Source organism: Streptomyces sp. NPDC017056 (assembly GCF_044332485.1).
Classification (GTDB): Bacteria; Actinomycetota; Actinomycetes; order Streptomycetales; family Streptomycetaceae; genus Streptomyces.
This window is the reverse complement of sequence record NZ_JBIRPD010000004.1, coordinates 452,468-473,509: the sequence shown is the minus strand read 5'-3', so window position 1 is coordinate 473,509 and position 21,042 is coordinate 452,468. Positions and strand designations below refer to the sequence as shown.

15 protein-coding genes are annotated in these 21,042 nt (G+C 72.5%); 8 read left to right on the top strand and 7 right to left on the bottom strand.

The annotated features are described in order from the left end of the window. Positions 1-15: 15 nt before the first annotated feature. Entirely contained in the window at positions 16-2,802 is a 2,787-nt protein-coding gene (locus tag ACH4OW_RS10535; RefSeq protein ID WP_360140640.1) for an AAA family ATPase, read from the bottom strand. 263 nt (positions 2,803-3,065) lie between these two features. Between ACH4OW_RS10535 and ACH4OW_RS10530 the strand changes: the two genes are divergently transcribed. Both ACH4OW_RS10530 and ACH4OW_RS10525 read left to right on the top strand, forming a co-directional pair. After that, positions 3,066-3,239, top strand: coding sequence for a hypothetical protein (locus ACH4OW_RS10530; protein ID WP_360140643.1), 174 nt, complete (start codon positions 3,066-3,068; stop codon positions 3,237-3,239). 377 nt (positions 3,240-3,616) lie between these two features. Further along, positions 3,617-6,706, top strand: a complete 3,090-nt coding sequence (locus ACH4OW_RS10525) for a BTAD domain-containing putative transcriptional regulator (protein WP_398026570.1) — start codon at positions 3,617-3,619, stop codon at positions 6,704-6,706. Positions 6,707-6,718: 12 nt separating this feature from the next. On the opposite strand, the gene ACH4OW_RS10520 is transcribed toward ACH4OW_RS10525, so the two are convergent. The 4 genes from ACH4OW_RS10520 to ACH4OW_RS10505 form a co-directional block, all read right to left on the bottom strand. Next, positions 6,719-7,285: a flavin reductase family protein gene (locus tag ACH4OW_RS10520; RefSeq protein WP_398026568.1), complete on the bottom strand. Its 567-nt coding sequence runs from the start codon at positions 7,283-7,285 to the stop codon at positions 6,719-6,721. Positions 7,286-7,363: 78 nt separating this feature from the next. Next, entirely contained in the window at positions 7,364-8,551 is a 1,188-nt protein-coding gene (locus ACH4OW_RS10515; protein WP_360140652.1) for a serine hydroxymethyltransferase, read from the bottom strand. A 49-nt stretch (positions 8,552-8,600) separates the two neighbouring features. Further along, the gene (locus tag ACH4OW_RS10510; protein ID WP_360140655.1) at positions 8,601-9,056 is read right to left on the bottom strand and encodes a nuclear transport factor 2 family protein; all 456 of its coding nucleotides are present in this window, start codon (positions 9,054-9,056) and stop codon (positions 8,601-8,603) included. Positions 9,057-9,205: 149 nt separating this feature from the next. After that, entirely contained in the window at positions 9,206-10,171 is a 966-nt protein-coding gene (locus ACH4OW_RS10505) for an aldo/keto reductase (RefSeq protein WP_398026651.1), read from the bottom strand. Positions 10,172-10,568: 397 nt separating this feature from the next. On the opposite strand from ACH4OW_RS10505, the gene ACH4OW_RS10500 reads away from it, so the two are divergent. The 5 genes from ACH4OW_RS10500 to argJ all read left to right on the top strand — a co-directional run bounded on the left by ACH4OW_RS10500 (position 10,569) and on the right by argJ (position 17,131). Beyond that, a complete protein-coding gene (locus tag ACH4OW_RS10500) occupies positions 10,569-12,284 on the top strand; it encodes a thiamine pyrophosphate-binding protein (protein ID WP_360140661.1) in 1,716 nt (571 codons plus the stop codon). A 1-nt stretch (position 12,285) separates the two neighbouring features. Further along, positions 12,286-13,821: an asparagine synthase-related protein gene (locus tag ACH4OW_RS10495; RefSeq protein WP_398026565.1), complete on the top strand. Its 1,536-nt coding sequence runs from the start codon at positions 12,286-12,288 to the stop codon at positions 13,819-13,821. 40 nt (positions 13,822-13,861) lie between these two features. Continuing rightward, positions 13,862-14,806 (top strand): agmatinase, encoded by a 945-nt coding sequence (gene speB, locus ACH4OW_RS10490; RefSeq protein WP_360140667.1) that lies wholly within the window; start codon positions 13,862-13,864, stop codon positions 14,804-14,806. Positions 14,807-14,819: 13 nt separating this feature from the next. Beyond that, positions 14,820-15,794, top strand: a complete 975-nt coding sequence (gene cs1 / locus ACH4OW_RS10485; RefSeq protein WP_398026562.1) for a clavaminate synthase Cs1 — start codon at positions 14,820-14,822, stop codon at positions 15,792-15,794. A 155-nt stretch (positions 15,795-15,949) separates the two neighbouring features. Continuing rightward, positions 15,950-17,131 (top strand): bifunctional glutamate N-acetyltransferase/amino-acid acetyltransferase ArgJ, encoded by a 1,182-nt coding sequence (gene argJ / locus ACH4OW_RS10480; RefSeq protein ID WP_360140673.1) that lies wholly within the window; start codon positions 15,950-15,952, stop codon positions 17,129-17,131. 71 nt (positions 17,132-17,202) lie between these two features. Here the strand turns inward: argJ and ACH4OW_RS10475 are convergent, their stop codons facing one another. Together ACH4OW_RS10475 and ACH4OW_RS10470 are read right to left on the bottom strand one after the other, a co-directional pair. After that, positions 17,203-18,207 (bottom strand): alpha/beta fold hydrolase, encoded by a 1,005-nt coding sequence (locus ACH4OW_RS10475; protein ID WP_398026560.1) that lies wholly within the window; start codon positions 18,205-18,207, stop codon positions 17,203-17,205. Positions 18,208-18,247: 40 nt separating this feature from the next. Then, positions 18,248-19,432, bottom strand: a complete 1,185-nt coding sequence (locus ACH4OW_RS10470; protein WP_360140081.1) for an LLM class flavin-dependent oxidoreductase — start codon at positions 19,430-19,432, stop codon at positions 18,248-18,250. Between the two features lie 228 nt (positions 19,433-19,660). Here ACH4OW_RS10470 and ACH4OW_RS10465 point away from each other — a divergent pair, with 228 nt between their 5' ends. Further along, a complete protein-coding gene (locus tag ACH4OW_RS10465) occupies positions 19,661-21,025 on the top strand; it encodes an aspartate aminotransferase family protein (RefSeq protein ID WP_360140078.1) in 1,365 nt (454 codons plus the stop codon). Positions 21,026-21,042 lie beyond the last annotated feature (17 nt).

Genomic DNA, 21,042 nt, shown 5'->3' with positions numbered 1-21,042 from the left:
GGCGTGCGGCGGCCGTCAGAGGGACTTGCCGTAGAGCTGGGTACGGGACGTGATGCCCAGCTTGGGGAAGAGCTTGTACAGGTGGTAGGCGACGGTACGGGGGCTGAGGAAGAGGCGCGCGGCGACCTCCCGGTTGCTCATGCCCTCGGCGGCCAGCCGGGCTATCTGGAGCTCCCTCGACGTGAGCCGGCCGAGTTCGGCGGACGGGTCGGGGGCCGGCTGGTTGCGGCCGCGGTCGCCGGCCGCGCGCAGTTCGTGGCCGGCCAGCTCCGTCCACGGCCGGGCGCCGAGCGTGCGCAGATACGTCTCGGCCTGGTGCAGGTGCTCCCTGGCCGGTTTGATGCGGCGGTTGCGGCGCAGCCACTCGCCGTAGAGCAGATGCGTACGGCCGGTGTCGAAGGCCGAGGGGTGCGCGACGTTCAGCGCCTCGGCGTACAGCTCGTCGGCGTCCTCACCCGGCGCCAGCAACGCCCGGCACCTGAGCCACATGGCGCGCAGGTGCGGCAGCTGGGCGGGCATGGCCTGGACCTCGAAGCGCCGCAGTGCCGCGCGGGCCTGGTCCGGTTTCCCCGCCCGTACCGCCGCCTCGACGAGGTCGGGCAGCACCAGCCAGCTCACCATGAAGTGCCCGGCAGGCCCGCCGGGGGAGGCCACCTCGTCCAGCAGCCGGGCGGCCCGGTCCGGGAGGCCCTCGGCGAGGTCCTGCAGCCCCAGTGCCCACTGCGCGAGCCCCACGGCGGAGGTGATGCGGCGCGGCACCGAGACGGCGAGGGACGCCTCGGCCAGGGCGCGGCAGCGCTCGCCGTCCCCCTGGGCGGCGGCGAGCCAGGCCAGCATCGCCCGCAGGTGGCTCGCGGCGCCGAGCTGGCCGGTGTCGTCGGCCAGGGTGAGGGCCTCCGTGCCGTGGGACAGCGCCGCCGGCCACTGCCCGGTGACGAGTTGCAGCGCGACCAGCGGGGCCAGTGACATCGGCAGCGCCCCGGCCGCGCCGACCTTGCGCAGGCTGTCGACCGCGCGCTGGTGCGCGTGCAGCATCTCTTCCGTGGACCCGGTCAGGTAGGGGAGGAACACCGGCGGCCAGACCCAGGGCTTGAGGTGCCCCGGCGACAGCCAGGCCATCCGGGCGTCCGAGATGTCCTGGGTGTACGGGCGGCCCCCGTGGGGGTTGTCGGGGGCGAGGCCGCCCAGGTAGTGGAAGCAGTGGGAGAAGTAGTCGGTGATGCCGGCGTCGGTGGCGGTACGGGGGCCGTCCGCCGGGGCGGTACGGGCCGGGTCGGCGGGGGCGGGGCGCAGGCGGCCGATCAGGTCGCCGATCTCCGTCAGTTTCGCCGGGGCGCCCGCCACCCAGGCCGAGCGGGCCGCCATCACCAGCAGCTCCCCGGCCAGTTCCGCGTCCGTGTCGCACACCAGCCGGGCGCCGTCCAGCAGGATGCGGCAGGCGATGGCCGGGTCGCTGCTGGCGTGCGTGATGGCACCGCGCACCCGGGCCGAGCGCGCCCGCAGGGCCGGGTCGTCCGTCAGCGCCTCGGCGCGGTCCAGCAGCTCCTCGGCCTGGGCGGTCTTCGCGGCCGTCCACGCGCACTCGGCCGCGTCCACCAGCCACCTGGCCCGGCTGCGGTAGTCGGAGGCCAGCGAGGCGGCCCGGCACAGCGCCTGGGCCGCGGTGGCCACCCCGCCGGCACGCCGGTTGCGTTCGGCCAGTTCGGCCAGCAGCTTGGCCACGGTGTCGTCCGTGCCGACCGCTGCCGCCGCCAGGTGCCAGACGTACCGGTCGTCCTCGCTGCCGACGGTCTCCGCCAGTGCCAGGTGGGCGGCGCGCCGGTCGCTGAGCGAGGCCCCCTGGTAGATCGCGGAGCGGACCAGGGGGTGGCGGAACCGCACCTGGTGCTGGTCCAGCATGATCAGGCCCTCGGACGCGGCCGAGGACAGCACGTCCATGGCGGCTTCCGCGTCCTCGGCGGCGCCGAGCAGGGTGGCCAGGTCGCCCTTGCTCTCCGTCGCGGCCAGCAGCAGGACCCGGTTGTAGCCGGCCGGCAGGCCCAGCGTGCGGTGCCAGAAGACTTGCTGAAGACGGTCGCTGAGGGGCAGGTGCGCGGGCAGCGGCGCGGTGCCGTCCAACTGCTCGGGGCTGAGGACGGTGGGCAGTTCGACCAGCGCGAGCGGGTTGCCGCCGGCCTCGTGCAGCAGCCGCTCGCGGGCGGTCGGCGCGACGTGCGGCAGCTTTGCTGCCAGCAATCGTTGTGCCGCGTCCTCGCTCAGCGGCGCCACCTGGAGTTGGGGGACGCCGGGCGCGGGGAACGGGCGGGAGCCGTCGCGGGCCGCGAAGACCAGGGCCACGCCCTCCATGTCCATCCGCCGGGCCACGAACATCAGCGCGTCCGCCGTCGCCGAGTCCAGCCAGTGGGCGTCGTCCACGACCAGCAGCAGGGGCGCGTCCTCGGCGGCATCGGAGAGCAGGGTCAGCGCGGCCAGCGCGACCAGGAACGGGTCGGCGGAGGCGGTGCTCATCCCGAACGCCCCCCGCAGGGCCTCGGCTTGTGGCACGGGCAGCCGGGACACATACGGCAGCAAAGACAGCAATAGCTGGTGCAACGCAGCGAAGGGCAGCTCGACCTCGCCCTCGACGCCCACCGCGCGCAGCACCCATACGTCCGGCTCGGCCCGTTGCACCAGGTCCGCCAGGAGCGAGCTCTTGCCGATCCCGGCCGGGCCGCGCAACACCAGAGTGCCGCTGCGCCCCGCGCGCGCATCGTCGAGGAGCCTGCCCAACTCGTCCCGTTCCTGCTCTCGCCCGACCAGCATCCGATGTCCTCTCATGGTGGATCCACGTCGTATGACGGATGCTTATGTCAGTGGGTTGCTGATAGGGCGGTGCGTTCTGTGTGCGGAACGCGCCATGATCCGGAAAGTCACCGACCGGTAACTGTTCGTGGACGGCGAGTCGCCCGACGGATGCCGCGGTATCGGTTTCTCGCGGAGACTGGTGCTCCGCGACCACGACACCAGCAGGAGGCGTCGGCCGAATGCGTAGAGGCGATCGAATGCCTCTGAAGCGAGGAGCAGTTATGCAGGTCGGAGCGCCTTTTCCGCCGGACTGCCACGAGGAGCGGAAGCCGGTGGGGGAGTACGTGCCCGACGTGCTGGAGAGCTGCGAGTACCCCGGGCGCGGCCGCATGCGGGCCGCCGCGCCGCCGGCCGGTCCACTGCGCACCGTCAAGAGACGCTGCTGCCCCATCTGACGGGTGCCCCCCGGACGGGGGCCGTAACACCGTCCTGCCCACAGGGCGTCCCCGGCGTACGCTCCGTCACCCGAAGCCGCGCCCGTACGACCGGGGTTGACACCCTCCGGTCCGCCTCGCGGGCCGGGGCGCGGCCGGCAACGGTGCCGTTTCGCGTGTTATCCACCCGGACGACTTGGGGAGTGAACGGGGTGCGCCGTCATTCCCGGACGACTCCTCACGCCTGTCCTTCCTGTTTCCGATCGGGCTTCCGGTCTCGCAATGGTCACTGACAATCCGTCGGTAGTTTGCTTCGCATGCCCCTCCGCCACCACCCTCAGCCGGGAGGCACGATGAACGACGATGTACTGCGATTCGAAATCCTTGGCCCTTTGAATATGCGTACGGGCGAGAAAAAAGTGGACCTCGGCGCGCCGAGGCAACGCGCGCTGCTCGCCCTGCTGTTGATCCATGTGGGCAGCGTGGTGTCGCTGCCCGTGATCATCAAGGCGATCTGGGGGTTCGACCCACCGAACCAGGTCACCAGGACGCTACAGGCCTACGTTTCCCGGTTGCGGAAACTGCTGCACGCCCACGACCGCTCCATACGGCTCGTCCACCATCTCCAGGGTTACGTCCTGGAAGCCGATCCGCTGCTGGTCGACGCGGCGGTCTTCGAGGCGAAGGTCAAGGACTGCCGGGAATTGTCGAAGGCCGGCGACCTCGAAGCCGTTCGTGCGACGGCCTGGTCCGCCCTGGAGTTGTGGAAGGGAGCTCCGCTGGGCGAGCTGTACGGATACGAGTTCGCGGTGGCGGAAGCGGACCGCCTTGAGCATATCCGTTTACGCGTCCTCGAAATGTGGGGTCAGGCGAGCCTGGAACTGAGCGCCTATGAGGAAGTGACGGTCCGGCTCGGCGAGGAACTCCACCGCAATCCGGGACTGGAGCGGCTGGGCGGCCAGTTGATGACGGCCCAGTACCACTCTGGCCAGTCGGCGGAGGCACTGCTGACGTACGAGCGGATGCGCAAGGCCGTGGCGGAGGACCTGGGCGCCGACCTCAGCCCGGAACTGCAGGCCCTGCACGGGAAGATCCTGCGCCAGGAACTGGCGACGACGGCCCAGGAGCCGGCGGAGCACACCGTGCCCGTACCCGCCCCCTCTCCGGTACCGGCCCGGCCGGAAGCGGCCGAGGACCCGGCGCCCCCGGTCACCCCGCCGCCGGTCACCCCGCCCCCGGCCTCCCCGCCGCCGGGTGACCGGATCACCGGCCGGCAGGCGGAGATGCGGCGGCTGGAGACCCTGTTGGCGGGCGCCCGCGACGGCCACGGCCGCGCCCTGCTGGTCTGCGGCGAGCAGGGCATCGGCAAGACGTGGCTGCTCCAGGAAGCGGAGCGCCACCTCGCCACCGACGAGTTCCAGGTGGTGCGCTCGCACTGCGTCGGAACGCTGTCGGCCCCCGGCTACTGGACCTGGGACCACGTCGTACGGCAGCTGGAGCCGGGCAGCGACGCCGGCGAGGCCGCCGCCGACCTCGCCTCCCGTGCCGACTGGCCGCCCGAGCGGCACCTCACCCACCAGATGCGGATCTGCCAGGCCGTGCTGTCCGCCGCGGAGCAGAAACCCGTGATCCTCCTCCTGGAGGACGTGCACCTCGCCCACGTGCCGGTGCTGGAAGTGCTGCAACTGCTCGTCAAACAGATCTGCCGCGCCCGCGTCGTCGTCCTGGCCACGCTGCGCGACAACGAACTGGCGAAGGACCCGGCGGTACGGCGCGCCGTGGGCCGCATCCTCCAGGAGGGCAACACCGGCATGCTCCGCCTGGAAGGGCTCACCGAGGAGCAGAGCCGGACGCTGATCACCTCGGTCTCGGGAGAGGTGCCCTCGTCCGACGAGGTACTGGAACTCCAGCGCGCGTCCGGCGGCAACCCCTTCCTCCTGCTCAGCATGGTCTCCGCGCAGCCGGCCGGGGACGGGCAGCGGGCGCCGGTCCCCTTCGAGGTGCGCGAGGTGCTGTACGAGCGGCTGAGCGAGTGCTCACCGCACACTCTCGACGTACTCACCCTCTGCGCGGTGGCCGGCATGAGCGTGCGCCGCCCCTTCCTCGCGGACCTCCTGTCCGCCCTCCAGCTGCCGCACACACTGATCGACGAAGCGGTCCAGACCGGCCTGCTGCGCCACGACCGGGCCGCCGAAGGCCGGCTGTCCTTCGTCCACGGGCTGACCCGCGACTTCCTCCTGGACAACGCGCAGCCCGGCGCCCGCGCCCGGTGGCACCACAGCATCGCCACCACCCTGGCCCTGCGGTTCCAGCCGGGCGACGACGCCGCCGAGATCCACCGCCACTGCCTGGCGGCCGCCCGGCACCTCGGTGCCCGCACCGGCGTCCGCCCGCTGCTGGCCCTGGCCGACCGGGAGCAGGCGCGCTTCGCCCACGCGGCCGCGCTGCACTGGCTGCAGAGCGCGGCGTCCGTCGTGGCGGCACTGCCGGGGGACGAGGCGGCCTCCGCCGTCGAACTGCACCTGCGCAAGCGGATGATCTGGCTGCACGCCCTGATGGAAGGCTACGGATCGGCCCAGGTCGAAAAGATCCTCTGGCACGCCCAGCAGCTGGAGCGCACCTTCGGCAGCCCGCAGCCCACCGGGCTGCTGCACACCCAGGCGCTGAGCGCGATCACCGCGGGCCGGCACGCGCAGGCCGGGGAGATCGCCGGTCTGCTGTACGAGCTGGCCGACCACGGCGGCGGCCCGGCGGCCCGGTCGGCGGCCTGTTACGTGGACGGGGTCACCCTCTTCGTGAGCGGCCGCCCGGACGAGGCGCTCGGCCCGCTCACCCAGGGCGTCGAGATCAACGACTTCCTCCTGGACGCACCCGCCTACGCACCGGTGCAGAGCCCGCTGCTGCGGGACCAGCGCATCGACTTCCGTGCCTACCTGGCGCTCAGCCACTGTTTCAACGGCGACCAGCTCCAGGCCCGGCGCTACCGGTCGGAACTCCTCCACCTCACCCAGTCCGACCGCTACGACCGGCCCTGGGACCGGGCCTTCGCCCGGTACGTGGACGCCGTCATCGCCGTCACCGAGTACGACATCCAGGGCGCCTGGCTGGCCGGCCGGGCCGGCCTGGACCTCGCCGCCCGCTGCCAGCTGCCCTTCTGGCACCGCATGCTCGCCGTCCCGCTCGGCTGGGCCGAGGTGTACCAGGGCAGGCACGAGGCGGGGCTGGCCCGGATACGCAGGGCGCTGCACGACGCGGCCCGGCACCGCACCCGGCTGCGCCGCACCCTGCACCTGGGGCTGTACGCCGACGCGCTGCACCTGACGGGGGCCCACGACGAGGCCCGGCGGACGATCGCCGCCGCTGCCGGGGAGATCGAGGAGCGCGGCGAGTACTCCTGTCTCCTGCCGCAGTGGCCGTTCGCCCGCCTGCTGCGGGAACACGACAGCGGCGGCGCGGCCGCGCACAGCGTCGATCACGAACACCGTTGACGCACAGCCGGGTCAGACCGGACGGGCGGGGCGTCCGGTCCCGGCGGTGTCGGCGTCCTCGGCGCCGTGGCCGTAGCCGCCGCGCAGGAAGACCAGGGGCGGGCCGAGCCGCCGGACCCCGAGGCCGCGGACCGCGCCGGTCACGAACCAGTGGTCGCCCGCCGCCACTTCGCCCGCCACCTCGCAGTCGAACCAGGCGAGCGCGTCGAGCAGCAGGGGGGAGCCGGTGGCGGTCTCCTGGTGGGGCACCTCCCAGCGGCGGGGGTCTCCGGTGGCGAAGTCGCGGCAGACCTGCTGCTGGTCGGCGCCGAGCACATTGACGCAGAAGCGGCCGGCCGCCCGGATCTTCGGCCAGGTGGTCGAGGACTGCGAGGGGAGGAAGCCCACCAGCGCGGGGTGCAGCGAGACCGAGGTGAACGTGCCCACCACCATGGCGGGCGGGGGCTGTTCGGGTGCCGGACGCGGCCCGGTGACCAGGACCACGCCGGTGGGGTAGTGGCCGGCCACCCGGCGGAACCGCTCGGCGGTCACGGACGCCTGGCCGTCCCGCACGGAACTTGCCTGCCCGGAAAGGGGCATACGGGTCTCCTTCGTCGGGTACGGGGGGTGCGGCGGCGAGGCCGGCCGCCGCACCCCCCGTACCGGCTCAGCCGACGGTCACCGGGCGGACTGCCCGGCGTACGCCACGCCGGGGAAGGCCAGGGCCAGTTCGGCCACGTCGGCGGCGACCTTGCCGCTGTCCTCGGCGCGCAGCAGGAGCCGGGCCAGCAGCTCGGCGACCTGCGCCATGTCGTCCTCCTTCATGCCCCAGCGGGTCAGCTCCTGGGTGCCCAGGCGCAGACCGGAACGCGCGCTGCTCGGCAGCACGACCGTCGTCGTACGGATGTCGGTCTGGGTGAGCAGCCGCCCCCACTCGTGCGGGGTGTTGGCTTCGGGAAGGTGCACCCAGACCTGGTGTGTGTCGGTGTAGCCGAACTGCTCGCCGGCCACGTCGAATCCGCGCTCGGCCAGCTCGCGGGCGAGCCGGCGGGCGTTGGCGATCACCTGGTGCGCGTACTCGGCGCGGTGCGGCAGCAGCTCCTCCAGCGTGATCGCCAGGCTGCCGACCGACGCCGAGTGGGAACTCGACGCGGTGAAGGGGATGCGCGCCGCCATCTTCTCCGCGATGGAGTCGCTGTTGGTGACCAGCAGGCCCTTCTGCGGCCCCGGCAGCGTCTTGTGCGTACTGCCGGAGATGCTGTCGAAGCCGCCGTCGAGGACCAGGGTCTGCGGGGCCGCGGGCAGCAGGCCGAGCAGGTGCGAGGCGTCCAGGCAGATCAGCGCGTCGGGCGCGGCGGCCCGCAGGGCCCGCGCGTCGGGGAAGCGCAGCGTCGAGGACGCGTCCAGGTAGATGACGTCGACCGGGCGCTCGGCGACCCGGGCCGCGAGCGCGGCGTGGTCGATCTCCAGGCGCTGCCGGTCGAAGGGGAGGGCCTCCACCTCGTAGCCGAAGCCCTCGCAGATGGTGATGGTGGCGTAGTGGCCGCCGTCCTCGGGAGCCAGCACCATCACCCGGCCGCCGGGCGGTGCCACCGCGGTGAGCACGGTGTGCATGGTGTGCAGCCCGGAGAGGAACTGCACGAAGGCGTGCCGGGCGCCGTAGAACTCCTTGGTGAGGTCCACGCAGTAGTCGTAGACGGCGCTGAGTCCGGAGACGTCGCCGTAGACGGCCACCGGTGTCTCCGAGTACGGGTAGCGGTTGACCGCGTCGGTGGCGAGGGCGGCGGCGGCCCGTGGGGAGAGCCGGTTCTCGATCGGGAAGAGGTTGAGGCTGGGCTTGCGTTGCAAGGCGGCCAGGACGTCCATCAGTACTCCTTGGCTGTGCATGTGCAGAGGGGGGATCCGGGGAGCGGCGTCAGAGCCACGGGTAGCGGGACACGTCCTTGCCCGCGTAGTCGGGGTCCATGTAGACGAAGGCCCGCTGGATGAGGAAGTCGCGTACTTCGAAGACTCCGCACCAGCGCCCGCCGCCCCATTCGGGCACGCCGACGCGCCAGGGCCCGTCACGGTGTTCGCCGTGCGTGGTGCCCTCCATCGCGAACAGGTCGGTCCCGGTCATGATCCAGTTGGCGGACCAGAGGTGGTGGGTGATCGACTTGACGGTGCTCCCCAGGCCGTCGAGCATCCTGGCTATCTCGGCCTTGCCGTGGGCCAGCCCCCACTTGGGGAAGAAGAAGTCGGCATCCTCGGCGAAGTAGTCCAGCACGGCGGTCCCGTCGCTGCCGACCCCGCCGTTGTCGAAAGCCTTTAAGTACGCGGTGATGACGGCCTTGCGCTGCTCGTCCGTCATGCCGGCCGGTGCCACGGGCATGATCGACCTCCGATTGTGCGGGTATCTGCGGAAGGGGCGTCGCGCTCGGGGACGGCGGCTCGGCGCGGCCGCCCGGCGGACGGACTTCACCGTCGCAGGGCGGCCTTGGCACCGGCTTGACGTCTCGCTGCGGCCCGGCTTGCAAGGAGTCAGCCGCGGACCATGGCGAGCAGCGCGGGCGCGTACCGCTCCCCGTGCACCGGGAAGTCGAGCGCCTCCGCGATCGCGGTCAGGGCGGCCTCGTCCAGCTCGACGGAGACGGCGGCGAGGTTCTCGGCCAGGTGGGCCGCGCTGCTGGTGCCCGGGATGGGGACGACGTCGGGGCCGTGGTGGTGGAGCCAGGCCAGGGCGAGCTGGGCGAGGGTCAGGCCGAGCCCGTCGGCGACCGGGCGCAGCCGGTCCAGCAGCGTCCGGTTGTGCGCCAGGCCGTCCGCGCTGAACCTCGGCTGGCCCCGGCGGAAGTCCTCGGTGGCCAGGTCGTCGGTGGTGCGGACGGCGCCGGCCAGGAAGCCGCGGCCCAGCGGCCCGTACGCGACGATGCCGACGCCCAGCTCCCGGCAGGCGGGCACCACCTCGGCCTCGATCTCCCGCGACCACAGGCTCCACTCGCTCTGCACCGCGGTCACCGGGTGCACCGCGTCCGCCCGGCGCAGCCGGTCGGCGGAGGGCTCGGAGAGCCCGTAGTGGCGGACCTTGCCCTCGCGGACCAGCTCCGCCACCGCGCCCGCGGTCTCCTCGACCGGCACCTTCGGGTCCGTCCAGTGCTGGAAGTACAGGTCGATGTGGTCCACGCCGAGGCGGCGCAGGGAGCGTTCGCAGGCCGTGCGCACATAGGACGGCTCGTGGCACATCCCCTGGAACGCGCCGTCGTCGGAGCGCACCATGCCGAACTTGCTGGCGATGACGACCTCGTCGCGGCGTCCCGCGACGGCCCGGCCGAGCAGTTCCTCGCCCGCGCCCATGCCCTGGACGTCGGCGGTGTCCAGCAGGGTGACCCCGGAGTCCATGGCGGCGCGGATGGTGGCGAGCGCCTGGGCCGGCTCGGGGCAGCCGTAGAAGGCCGTGGTCGGCAGGCAGCCCAGGCCCTGGGCGCTGACGGGCAGGTCGCGCAGCATGCGGACGGGTGGACGCGGGGAAGCGGGCACGATGGAACCTCCACTGCAAACGCCACTGGGGCGGGGGAAGAAGAAAAGGAAGGGAAGGGGCCGGCCGCGGTGCGAGCCGCGCCGGAAAGGCGGAAGCGGCTGCGGGGTCCGGCCCCGTCGCACGGTAGCCGCCGGCGCCTGCCGCCACAACGCCGCCCTTTCCAAGCGCTTGACAAAGCGCTGGCGTCCCGCGGCACGCGAATCCGCGGCCCGGACGAACCTCTGCAACAGGAACATCCACTGCCGTACAAGGACCTCTCCGCACAGTGAGCACGGCGCCAGAACCGGCCCGTTCCATCCCTGCGCCGGCCCGTGGCGGCTCGCCCGCCCGGTGCCACTGCCCCATCCGTATGCATGAGGAGACGTCATGTCACGTGTGTCCACCACCCCCAGCAACAACCCCACGGCAGCGCACGGCCTGCTCCAGCGCCTGCGGGACCACGGTGTGCAGACCGTGTTCGGTGTGGTCGGCCGTGAGGCCGCTTCCATCCTCTTCGACGAGGTGGAGGGGATCGACTTCGTGCTGACCCGGCACGAGTTCACCGCCGGCGTGGCCGCGGACGTACTCGCCCGGATCAGCGGCCGGCCGCAGGCCTGCTGGGCCACGCTGGGCCCCGGCATGACGAACCTGTCCACCGGTGTCGCCACCTCGATCCTGGACCGCTCGCCGGTCATCGCGCTCGCCGCCCAGTCCGAGTCGCACGACATCTTCCCCAACGACACCCACCAGTGCCTGGACTCGGTCTCCGTGATGCGCCCGATGACCAAGTACGCGGTGGAGCTGCAGCGCCCCGACGACATCACCGACCTCGTGGACTCCGCGGTCGCCGCCGCGACCACCGAGCCGGTCGGGCCCAGCTTCATCTCCCTCCCCGTCGACCTGCTCGGCACCGAGATCGACACCACGCGGGAGCACCCGGCGGTGCGCGCCCCCGGCAAGCCGGTCGGCGCCGTCCAGGACGGCTGGCAGGACCGGGCGAAGGAGGCCGCCGACCTGCTCGCGACGGCCGAGCACCCGGTGCTGGTGGTCGGCGCAGCGGCGATCCGGTCCGGCGCGGTGCCGGCCATCCGCGCCCTGGCCGAGCGCCTGAACATCCCCGTCATCACCACGTACATCGCCAAGGGCGTGCTGCCGCAGGGCCACCGCCTCAACTACGGCGCGGTCACCGGCTACATGGACGGCATCCTGTCCTTCCCGGCGCTGGAGACCCTCTTCGGCCCCGCCGACCTGATCCTCACCCTCGGCTACGACTACGCCGAGGACCTGCGCCCGTCGATGTGGCAGCGCGGCGGCGCCAAGCAGACCGTCCGCGTCTCGCCGACCGTCAACCCCATCCCGCGGGTCTACCGGCCCGACGTGGACGTGGTCACCGACGTGCTCGCCTTCGTCGAGCACCTGGACGCCGGCACGGCCGAGCTGGCGCCGAAGACCGCGCACGACATCGAGCCGCTGCGCGAGCGGATCACCGAGTTCCTCTCCGACCCCGAGCGCTACGACGACGGCATGCGCGTCCACCAGGTGATGGACTGCATGAACACCGTGATGGCCGAGACCGCCGAACCCGGCGAGGGCACCATCGTCTCCGACATCGGCTTCTTCCGGCACTACGGCGTGCTCTTCGCCCGCGCCGACCAGCCGTTCGGCTTCCTGACCTCGGCCGGCTGCTCCAGCTTCGGCTACGGCATCCCCGCCGCCATGGGCGCCCAGATGGCCCGCCCGGGACAGCCCACCTTCCTCATCGCAGGCGACGGCGGCTTCCACTCCAACAGCTCGGACCTGGAGACCATCGCCCGGCTCAACCTGCCCATCGTCACGGTGGTCGTCAACAACGACACCAACGGCCTGATCGAGCTGTACCAGAACATCGGCCACCACCGCTCGCACGACCCGGCCGTCAAGTTCACCGGCGTCGACTTCACCGCCCTCGCCCGGGCCAACGGCGTCGAGGCGGTGCGCGCGGGCAGCCGCGAGGAACTGCTCGCCGCGCTGCGCAAGGGTGCCGGTCTCGGTCGTCCGTTCCTCATCGAGGTCCCGGTCAACTACGACTTCCAGGCCGGCGGCTTCGCGGCCCTGAGCATCTGACATGGTGCGGACGCTGCCTCCCGCCACCGGATTCCTGGCCGCCGTCCAGCAGGACGGCGGCCGGGTCCCCCGGCCGGTCTTCGCCTCGCTCGGCTCCCGCGCCGAGGAACGCGCGGAACGGCACGGCCTGACCCTGCACACCAGCCTCCTGCACGCAGGGGCGCCGGAAGCCGCGAGGGCGAACGGACCGGGCACGTCGGTGGTGTTCGCCGGAGAGCTCTACAACCAGGCAGAGCTGCGGTCGCTGCTGCCCAAGGGCGCCGACCCGGCCGGTGACGCGCAACTGGTCCTCGCGCTCTTCGACACCTACGACGTGCACGCGTTCCGGCTGCTCAACGGCCGGTTCGCCACACTGGTGCACGACGAGCGCCGGGTCGTGGCGGCCACCGACCACGCCGGTTCGGTGCCGCTGTACCTGACGGCCGCGCCGGGCCGGGTGCTGGCCGCCACCGAGGCCAAGGCGCTGCGCACCGCCCCCACCGGGCTGCCGCTGCCGGTGGCCCGCCCGGTCCGCCGGCTGCCCGGCGTCTACCAGGTTCCGGCCGGCACCGTGCTGGAGGTGACGCTCGTCACCGGGGCCTGTACCGCACACCGCACCTGGACGCCGCCCCTCTCCCGCCGGATCATGCCGGAGGACGAGGCGGTGGCGGCCGTCCGCCAGGCACTGGAACGGGCGGTACGCGTCCGCATGGACTCGGGGACGCCCCTGGTGGTGCTCTCCGGCGGCATCGACTCCTCCAGCGTCGCCGCGCTGGCCGCCCACCGGGCGGCCGGCCCGCTCGACACCGTCTCGATGGGCACGGAGGACGCCGACGAGTTCCCGCAGGCACGGGTCGTCGCCGAACACCTCGGCACCGCGCACCGCGAACTCACCATCCCCACCGCCGACCTGCTGCGCCGCCTGCCCCACACGGTGTGGGCGGCGGAGTCCCTGGACCCGGACATCATCGAGTACCTGCTCCCGCTGACCGCCCTGTACCTGCGGCTGGAGGACACCGGACGGCGCATCCTCACGGGCTACGGCGCCGACATCCCCCTGGGCGGCATGCACCGCGAGGACCGGCTGCCCGCACTGGACACCGCGCTCGCCCGCGACATGGAGACCTTCGACGGCCTCAACGAGATGACCCCGGTGCTCTCCGGCATCGCCGGCCACTGGTCCACCCACCCCTACTGGGACCGCGACGTCCTGGACGTCCTGGTCTCGCTCGAAGCGGGCATGAAACGCCGCTACGGGCAGGACAAGTGGGTGCTCCGGGCCGCCATGGGCGACGTGCTGCCGCAGGAGACCGTGCTGCGCCCCAAGCTCGGTGTGCACGAGGGGTCCGGCACCACCTCCTCGTTCAGCCGGCTGCTCACGGACGCCGGGGTCCCCGAAGGACGGGTGCACCACGCCAAGAGCCAGGTCGTCCAGGAACTGTTCGACCAGGTGGTGGTGGCCGGGCGGCACCCGGACGAGGTCGCCGCCGAACAGGTGGTGCAGCTGGTCGTCGACCGGCTGGAGCGCCGAGCACAGCCGGTACAGCCCATCGCGTGACGCATCGTCACCCAGCGTAATCCGAAGGAGCAACCAGGGCGTGGAACGCATCGACACCACCGTCTCCCCCCGCTACGCGCAGATCCCCACCTTCATGCGCCTGCCGCACGACCCGGCGCCGCGCGACCGGGACGTCGTCGTCATCGGCGCCCCGTACGACGGCGGCACCAGCTACCGGCCGGGAGCGCGCTTCGGCCCCCGTTCCATCCGCAACGAGTCCGGGCTGATCCACGGCGTGGGCATCGACCGGGGACCGGGCACCTTCGACCTGATCAGCTGCGTCGACGCCGGCGACATCGACCTGACCCCGTTCAACATGCACATCGCGATGGACACCGCGCAGCGCCGGCTGACCGAACTGCTCGACGGCAACAAGGCGTTCCTGATGCTCGGCGGCGACCACTCGCTGACCCTCGCCGCGCTGCGGGCCGTCTCCGCGAAGCACGGACCGCTGGCCGTGCTCCACCTGGACGCCCACAGCGACACCAACCCCGCCTTCTACGGCGGCGAATACCACCACGGCACGCCCTTCCGCCACGCCATCGAAGAGAAGCTGGTCGACCCGCAGCGGATGGTCCAGATCGGCATCCGGGGACACAACCCGGAGCCCGACTCGCTCGACTACGCCCGCGGGCACGGCGTGCGCATCGTCACCGCCGACGAGTTCGCCGACCTCGGCAACCAGGCCGCCACCCGGCTGGTCCGGGACATCGTGGGCGACGCGCCGCTCTACGTGTCGGTCGACGTCGACGTCGTGGACCCGGCCTTCGCCCCGGGCACCGGCACCCCCGCCCCCGGCGGGCCCACCTCCCGGGAGGTCCTGGCCCTGCTGCGCGGCATCGGCGACCTGCACCCGGTCGGCTTCGACGTCATGGAGGTGTCGCCGCTCTACGACCACGGAGGCATCACCTCCGTCCTGGCCACCGAAATCGGCGCGGAGCTGCTGTACCAGTACGCCCGCGCCCACGTCAGCAAGCACGCATAGAAAGGAAACCGCCATGACAGTCGTGGACTGCACCGCATTCGCCGGTGAGCTGCGCGCCCTCACCGCGCAGCTGCCGCAGGTCCCCCGTGCGGACATTCACGCCTTCCTGAACTCCGCCGGGTCGGCCGCCGCCGATCTGCCCGCCGCCCTGGCCGCCGCCCTGGACTCCTTCAACGCCGAGGGCAACCACGACGGTTACCTGCTGCTGCGCGGCCTCCCGGTGGAGGACGACGAGGCGCTGCCGCCCACCCCGACCAGCACCCCGGCCCCCGAGGACCGCAAGCTGCTCACCATGGAGGCCATGCTCGGCCTCGTCGGCCGCCGCCTGGGCCTGCACACCGGCTACAAGGAACTGCGCTCGGCCACCGTCTACCACGACGTGTACCCCTCCCCGAACGCCCATCACCTGTCGTCCGAGACGTCCGAGACGCTGCTCGAATTCCACACCGAGATGGCGTACCACCACCTCCAGCCCAACTACGTGATGCTGGCCTGCTCCCGCGCCGACCACGAGCGCAAGGCGGCCACCCAGGTCGCCTCCGTCCGCAAGGCGCTCCCGCTGATCGACGCCGAGGCGCGCAAGCGCCTCCAGGACCGCAAGATGCCGTGCTGCGTGGACGTGGCCTTCCGCGGCGGCGTCCCGGACCCGGGCGCCATCGCCCAGGTCAAGCCGCTGTACGGCAACCCCGATGACCCGTTCCTCGGCTACGACCGCGAACTGCTCGCCCCCACCGACCCGGACGACGTGGCGGCGGTCGCCGCGCTGTCGAAGGCGCTGGACGAGGTCACCGAATCGGTGTACCTCACCCCCGGCGACCTGCTGATCGTCGACAACTTCCGCACCACGCACGCCCGTACCCCGTTCACCCCCCGCTGGGACGGCCGCGACCGCTGGCTGCACCGCGTCTACATCCGCACCGAGCGCAACGGGCAGCTCTCCGGCGGAGAGCGCGCGGGCGACGTCGTCGCCTTCTCCCCGCGCCGCTGAGCCGTAGCACGGCACCAGGGCCGGGCGGCGCGGGGCGGGTGCGGCCCCCGCGCCGCCCGGTCCGGTTCCGCGGGCGGCGGAACATGGTATGGATCAGCAGGACGGCGCAGCGCCGTACCCAACCCGCACCTTCGGCACCCGGGAGACGAACAGGCATGACGGACAGTGAAACCTACGAACCGCGGGGATTCGCGGTGCACACCGCGCCGGTGGGCCTCGGGGACGACGGGCGGGACGACTTCACCGTCCTGCTCTCCACCGCACCGGCCGTGGTGAGCGCGGTCTTCACCCGCTCCCGCTTCGCGGGGCCCAGCGTGGTGCTCAGCCGCGCCGCCACCGCCGACCACCGCGCGCAGGGCGTGGTGGTGCTCGCCCGCAACGCCAACGTCGCCACCGGCGCCGAGGGCGAGCGCAACGCCCGTGAGGTGCGCGCGGCGGTCGCCGGGGCGGCCGGGCTGGACGAGGAGCAGCTGCTGATCGCCTCCACCGGCGTCATCGGCCGCCAGTACCCGATGCCGGCCCTCCGCGACCACCTCAAGACCCTCTCCGTGCCGCTGCCCGAGGGCGGCTTCGACCGGGCGGCCCGGGCCATCATGACCACCGACACCCGGCCCAAGCTGGCCAGTCGGCGCATCGGCAACGCCTCCCTGATCGGCATCGCCAAGGGCGTCGGCATGATGGAGCCCGACATGGCGACGCTGCTCACCTTCTTCGCCACCGACGCCCGGCTCGACCCCGAAGAGCAGGACCGGATCTTCCGGCGCGTGATGGACCGGACGTTCAACGCCGTCAGCATCGACACCGACACCTCCACCAGCGACACGGCGGCGCTCTTCGCCAACGGCCTGGCCGGCGAGGTGGACTCGGCGGCCTTCGAGGAGGCCCTCCACGAGGTGGCGCTGACGCTGGTGAAGGACATCGCCAGTGACGGCGAGGGCGCGGGCAAGCTGATCGAGGTCCGGGTCGGCGGGGCCAGGGACGACGCCCAGGCCAAGCGGGTCGGCAAGGCCGTGGTCAACTCACCGCTGGTGAAGACCGCGGTACACGGCGGCGACCCCAACTGGGGCCGGGTCGCCATGGCCATCGGCAAGTGCTCCGACGACACCGACATCGACCAGGAGCGGGTGGTCATCCGCTTCGGCGAGGTGGCCGTCTACCCGCCGGGGCGGCCCGGCGCGGCGGGCGAGGACGAGGTGCGGGCCGCCGTGGCCGCCGAGATGGCCGGCGACGAGGTGGTCATCGGCATCGACCTCGGCATCGCGGACGGCGCGTTCACCGTGTACGGGTGCGACCTGACCGAAGGCTACGTCCGGCTGAACGCCGACTACTCGACCTGATCCCGCACGCCGCGGCGGAAGCGGGCGGCACCCTCCGGGGTGCCGCCCGCTTCCGTGCGTACCGCTGCGGATCAGGCGCCGCCCGCCCGTACGGTCGCGGGCCGGCGGGCCAGGAGCCGGCGCAGCGCGCCGCCGACGAAGTCCCGGTCGGCGGCGTTCGCGCCCGCTCCCGCGAGGTGCCCCCAGTCACCCGGGATCACCTCCAGCGAGGCACGCGGCAGCAGCCGCGCGACCCGCTCCTCGTCGGCGGCGGCGAAGCACTGGTCCATGGCGCCGGGCAGCAGCACCGCCTCGGCGGTGACCGAGGCCAGCGCCGCTTCCGCGCTGCCGCCGAACCCGGGAGTCGCGCCCACGTCGGCGCACTCCCACGTGCGCACCATGGCCAGCAGGTCCGCGGTCGCCGGGCCGCTCAGGAAGAACTCCTCCCAGAAGCCCGTGAGGTACTCCTCCCGGTCGGCGAACCCCAGATCCCGGTACCCGTGCCGGGCCCAGAAGGGGTGCGAGGTGCCCCAGCCGGCGAACAGCCGCCCGGCGGCCAGCTTGCCCCGCTCCCCGCCGCCGTCGGCGGTCAGCGCGGCGGCCATCCCGGCCAGGAAGACCTGGTTGTGCTCGCTGGTCACCGGCGCGCCGCAGACCGGCGCGATCCGGCGCACCATCTCCGGGTGCGAGACCGCCCACTGGTAAGTGTGCGCCGCGCCCATCGACCAGCCGGTGACCAGCGCCAGTTCCCGTACGCCCAGCTCCTCGGTGAGCAGCCGGTACTGCGCCGCGACGTTGTCCTGCGGGGTGATCAGCGGGAAGCCGGGGCCCGAAGGGTGGTTGCCGGGCGAGCTGGAGACGCCGTTGCCGAACAGCCCCGCGGTGATCACGCAGTACCGGTCGGTGTCCAGCGGCCGGCCCGGCCCGGTCAGCCAGTCGTAGCCGGTGTGGTCGCCGCCGAAGAACGACGGGCACAGCACGGCGTTGGTGCCGTCCGCGTCCAGCGTCCCCTGCACGGCGTAGCCGATCCTGGCGCCGGTGAGGGTCTCCCCGCTGAGCAGCGGCAGCGCGTCGACCTCGAAGATGCGGTGCTCCACCGCGGTCCTCCTTGGTGGTGGTCCGGTGCGGCCGGGCCGCTCAGAGCCAGTTGGGGGCGATCTCGGTGGCCCACAGCTCCAGGCTGCGCATCTGCACGTCGTGCGGGATCAGCCCGGAGTACTGGCACTGGAGCAGGTACTCCGGGTCGTGGTGCTCCACCAGCTTCTCGATCTTGCGGTTGATGTCGTCGGGGGTGCCGACCCACTCCAGGCCCCGGTCGACCAGCGTCTTGTAGTCCGAGCCGATCGGGCCCTTCTCGCCGACGTTGCGCAGTGCCTCGGTGAAGCCCATGGGGCCGAACCAGTTCTCGAAGATGAAGCCGCCGCCGCGGGCCGCCCAGTGGTGGGCCTCGTCCGCGTCCCGGGACACCAGGACGTCCTTCATCACGCCCACCCGCTCGCCGCGCCGCAGCCTGCCGTGCCCCGCCGCCTCGGCCTCCTCCTGGTAGAGGTCCATCAGGCGCCGGACGACCTGGTCGTCGGTGTTCATCAGGATCGGCACCACGCCCTCGCGGGCACAGAACCGGAAGGTGTCCTCGCTGAAGCTGAACGGCTGGAACACCGGCGGGTGGGGCCGCTGGTACGGCTTGGGGGCGATGCCCACCTCGTGCACCACGCCGTCCTCGCCGACCCCGCGGCCGAACCGCTGCACCGCCTCGAACGGGAACTCCAGGTCCTTCGTGGGGATCGTCCACTGGGCACCGGAGTGCGAGAAGGTCTCGGTCGTCCAGGCCTTCTTGAGGATCTCCCAGTGCTCCTCGAAGAGCGCGCGGTTGCGCCGGTCGCTCTCGCCGGCGTCGGACAGCGTGCCGCCCACGCCGTACACCTGGCCCATGACCTCGGCCCAGCGCTTCTGGAAGCCCCGCGCGATGCCGACGAAGGTGCGGCCGCGCGTCATGTGGTCCAGCATCGCCAGGTCCTCGGCGAGCCGCAGCGGGTTGTGGAAGGGCAGGATGTTGGCCATCTGGCCGACCCGGATGTGCTTGGTCTGCATGCCCAGGTACAGCCCCAGCATGATCGGGTTGTTCGAGACCTCGAAACCCTCGACGTGGAAGTGGTGCTCGGTGAAGGACAGCCCCCAGTAGCCGAGTTCGTCGGCCGCCTGCGCCTGGCGGGTGAGCTGCAAGAGCATGTTCTGGTAATTGCGCGGGTTGATACCGGACATACCGCGCTGGATCTGGGCATGGCTGCCGACCGTGGGCAGATAGAAGAGGATGGACTTCACCGTGGTCCTTTCGGTTCGCGGCGCCGACGCGTGACGTTGCGTCGAAGGCGGCTCGACCCTTCCACCGCGCTCTTGCCATCCATTTGACGCGGCGCCTGTACGCCGCCACGGGCCGCCCGGCCGGCGACGCTCCCGGACCGGCGCGTGCGCAGCGGGACGTCCAGCAGGTGGCAAGCCACCGCGGCGAGCCTGGGTCACGCGTCCTCGCCCTTTCCCAAGGAGCCCGTCTTGACCTCAGCACTGTCCACCCCGCCCGGGGCGCCCGGCACCGGTCTCGCCGACGCGGACCGCGCGGCGCTCATCCACCCCACCCTGCCCGCGCACCGCACCGACCGGACCGTGCTGGTCTCCGGCTCCGGCAGCCGGGTCCGCGACGACCGCGGGCGGGAGTACCTGGACGCGTCGGCCGTGCTGGGGGTCACCCAGGTGGGCCACGGCCGCCGGGAACTCGCCGAGGCGGCAGCCGAGCAGATGACCCGCCTCGACTACTTCCACACCTGGGGCCCCATCAGCAACGACCGGGCGGTGGAACTGGCCGCGCGGCTGGCCGGACTGGCCCCGGACCCGCTGAGCCGGGTGTACTTCACCAGCGGCGGCGCCGAGGGCAACGAGATCGCGCTGCGGATGGCCCGCCTCTACCACTACCGGCGCGGCGAGCCGCAGCGGACCTGGATCCTCTCCCGCCGGATGGCCTACCACGGCATCGGCTACGGCAGCGGCGGCGTCTCCGGAATGCCGGTCTACCACGAGGGGTTCGGCCCCTCCCTGCCGGACGTCCACTTCCTGACACCGCCGCACCCGTACCGCAAAGAGCTGTTCTCCGGCGCCGACGTGACCGACTTCTGCCTGGCCGAGCTGCGCGAGAACATCGAGCGGATCGGCCCCGAGAAGATCGCCGCGATGATCGGCGAGCCGGTCATGGGCGGCGGCGGCGCCATCGTCCCGCCCGACGACTACTGGCCGCGGGTCGCCGAACTGCTGCGGTCCTACGGCATCCTGCTGATCTCCGACGAGGTGATCACCGCATACGGGCGCCTCGGGCACTGGTTCGCCGCCGAGCACTACGGCGTGGTCCCCGACATCATGGTCACCGCCAAGGGCATCACCTCCGGGTACGTGCCGCACGGCGCCGTCCTGACGACCGACGAGGTCGCCGCCGTGGTGACCGGCGACACCGGCTTCCCCGTCGGCTACACCTACACCGGGCACCCGACGGCCTGCGCCGTGGCACTGGCCAACCTGGACATCATCGAGCGCGAGAAGCTGCCGGCCAACGCCGCCGCGGTCGGCGAGTACCTGGGCCGGCGCCTGGAAGAGCTGACCGACCTGCCGGTCGTGGGAGAGGTCCGGCAGCTCGGCCTGATGATGGCGGTGGAGCTGGTGTCCGACCGGGACGGCCGGCGGCCCCTGACGGGCGGCACCATGGCGGTGGCGGACGCGCTGCGGGAACAGGCCGGGATCATCCTGCGCACCAACCCGTACGCGCTGGTGATCAACCCGCCGCTGGTCTTCACCCGCGAGGAGGCCGACGAACTCGTGGCCGGGCTGCGGTCCGTGCTCGGCAGGACCGGCCCCGACGGACAGGTGCACTGACCTGACGCGCCCCCGCC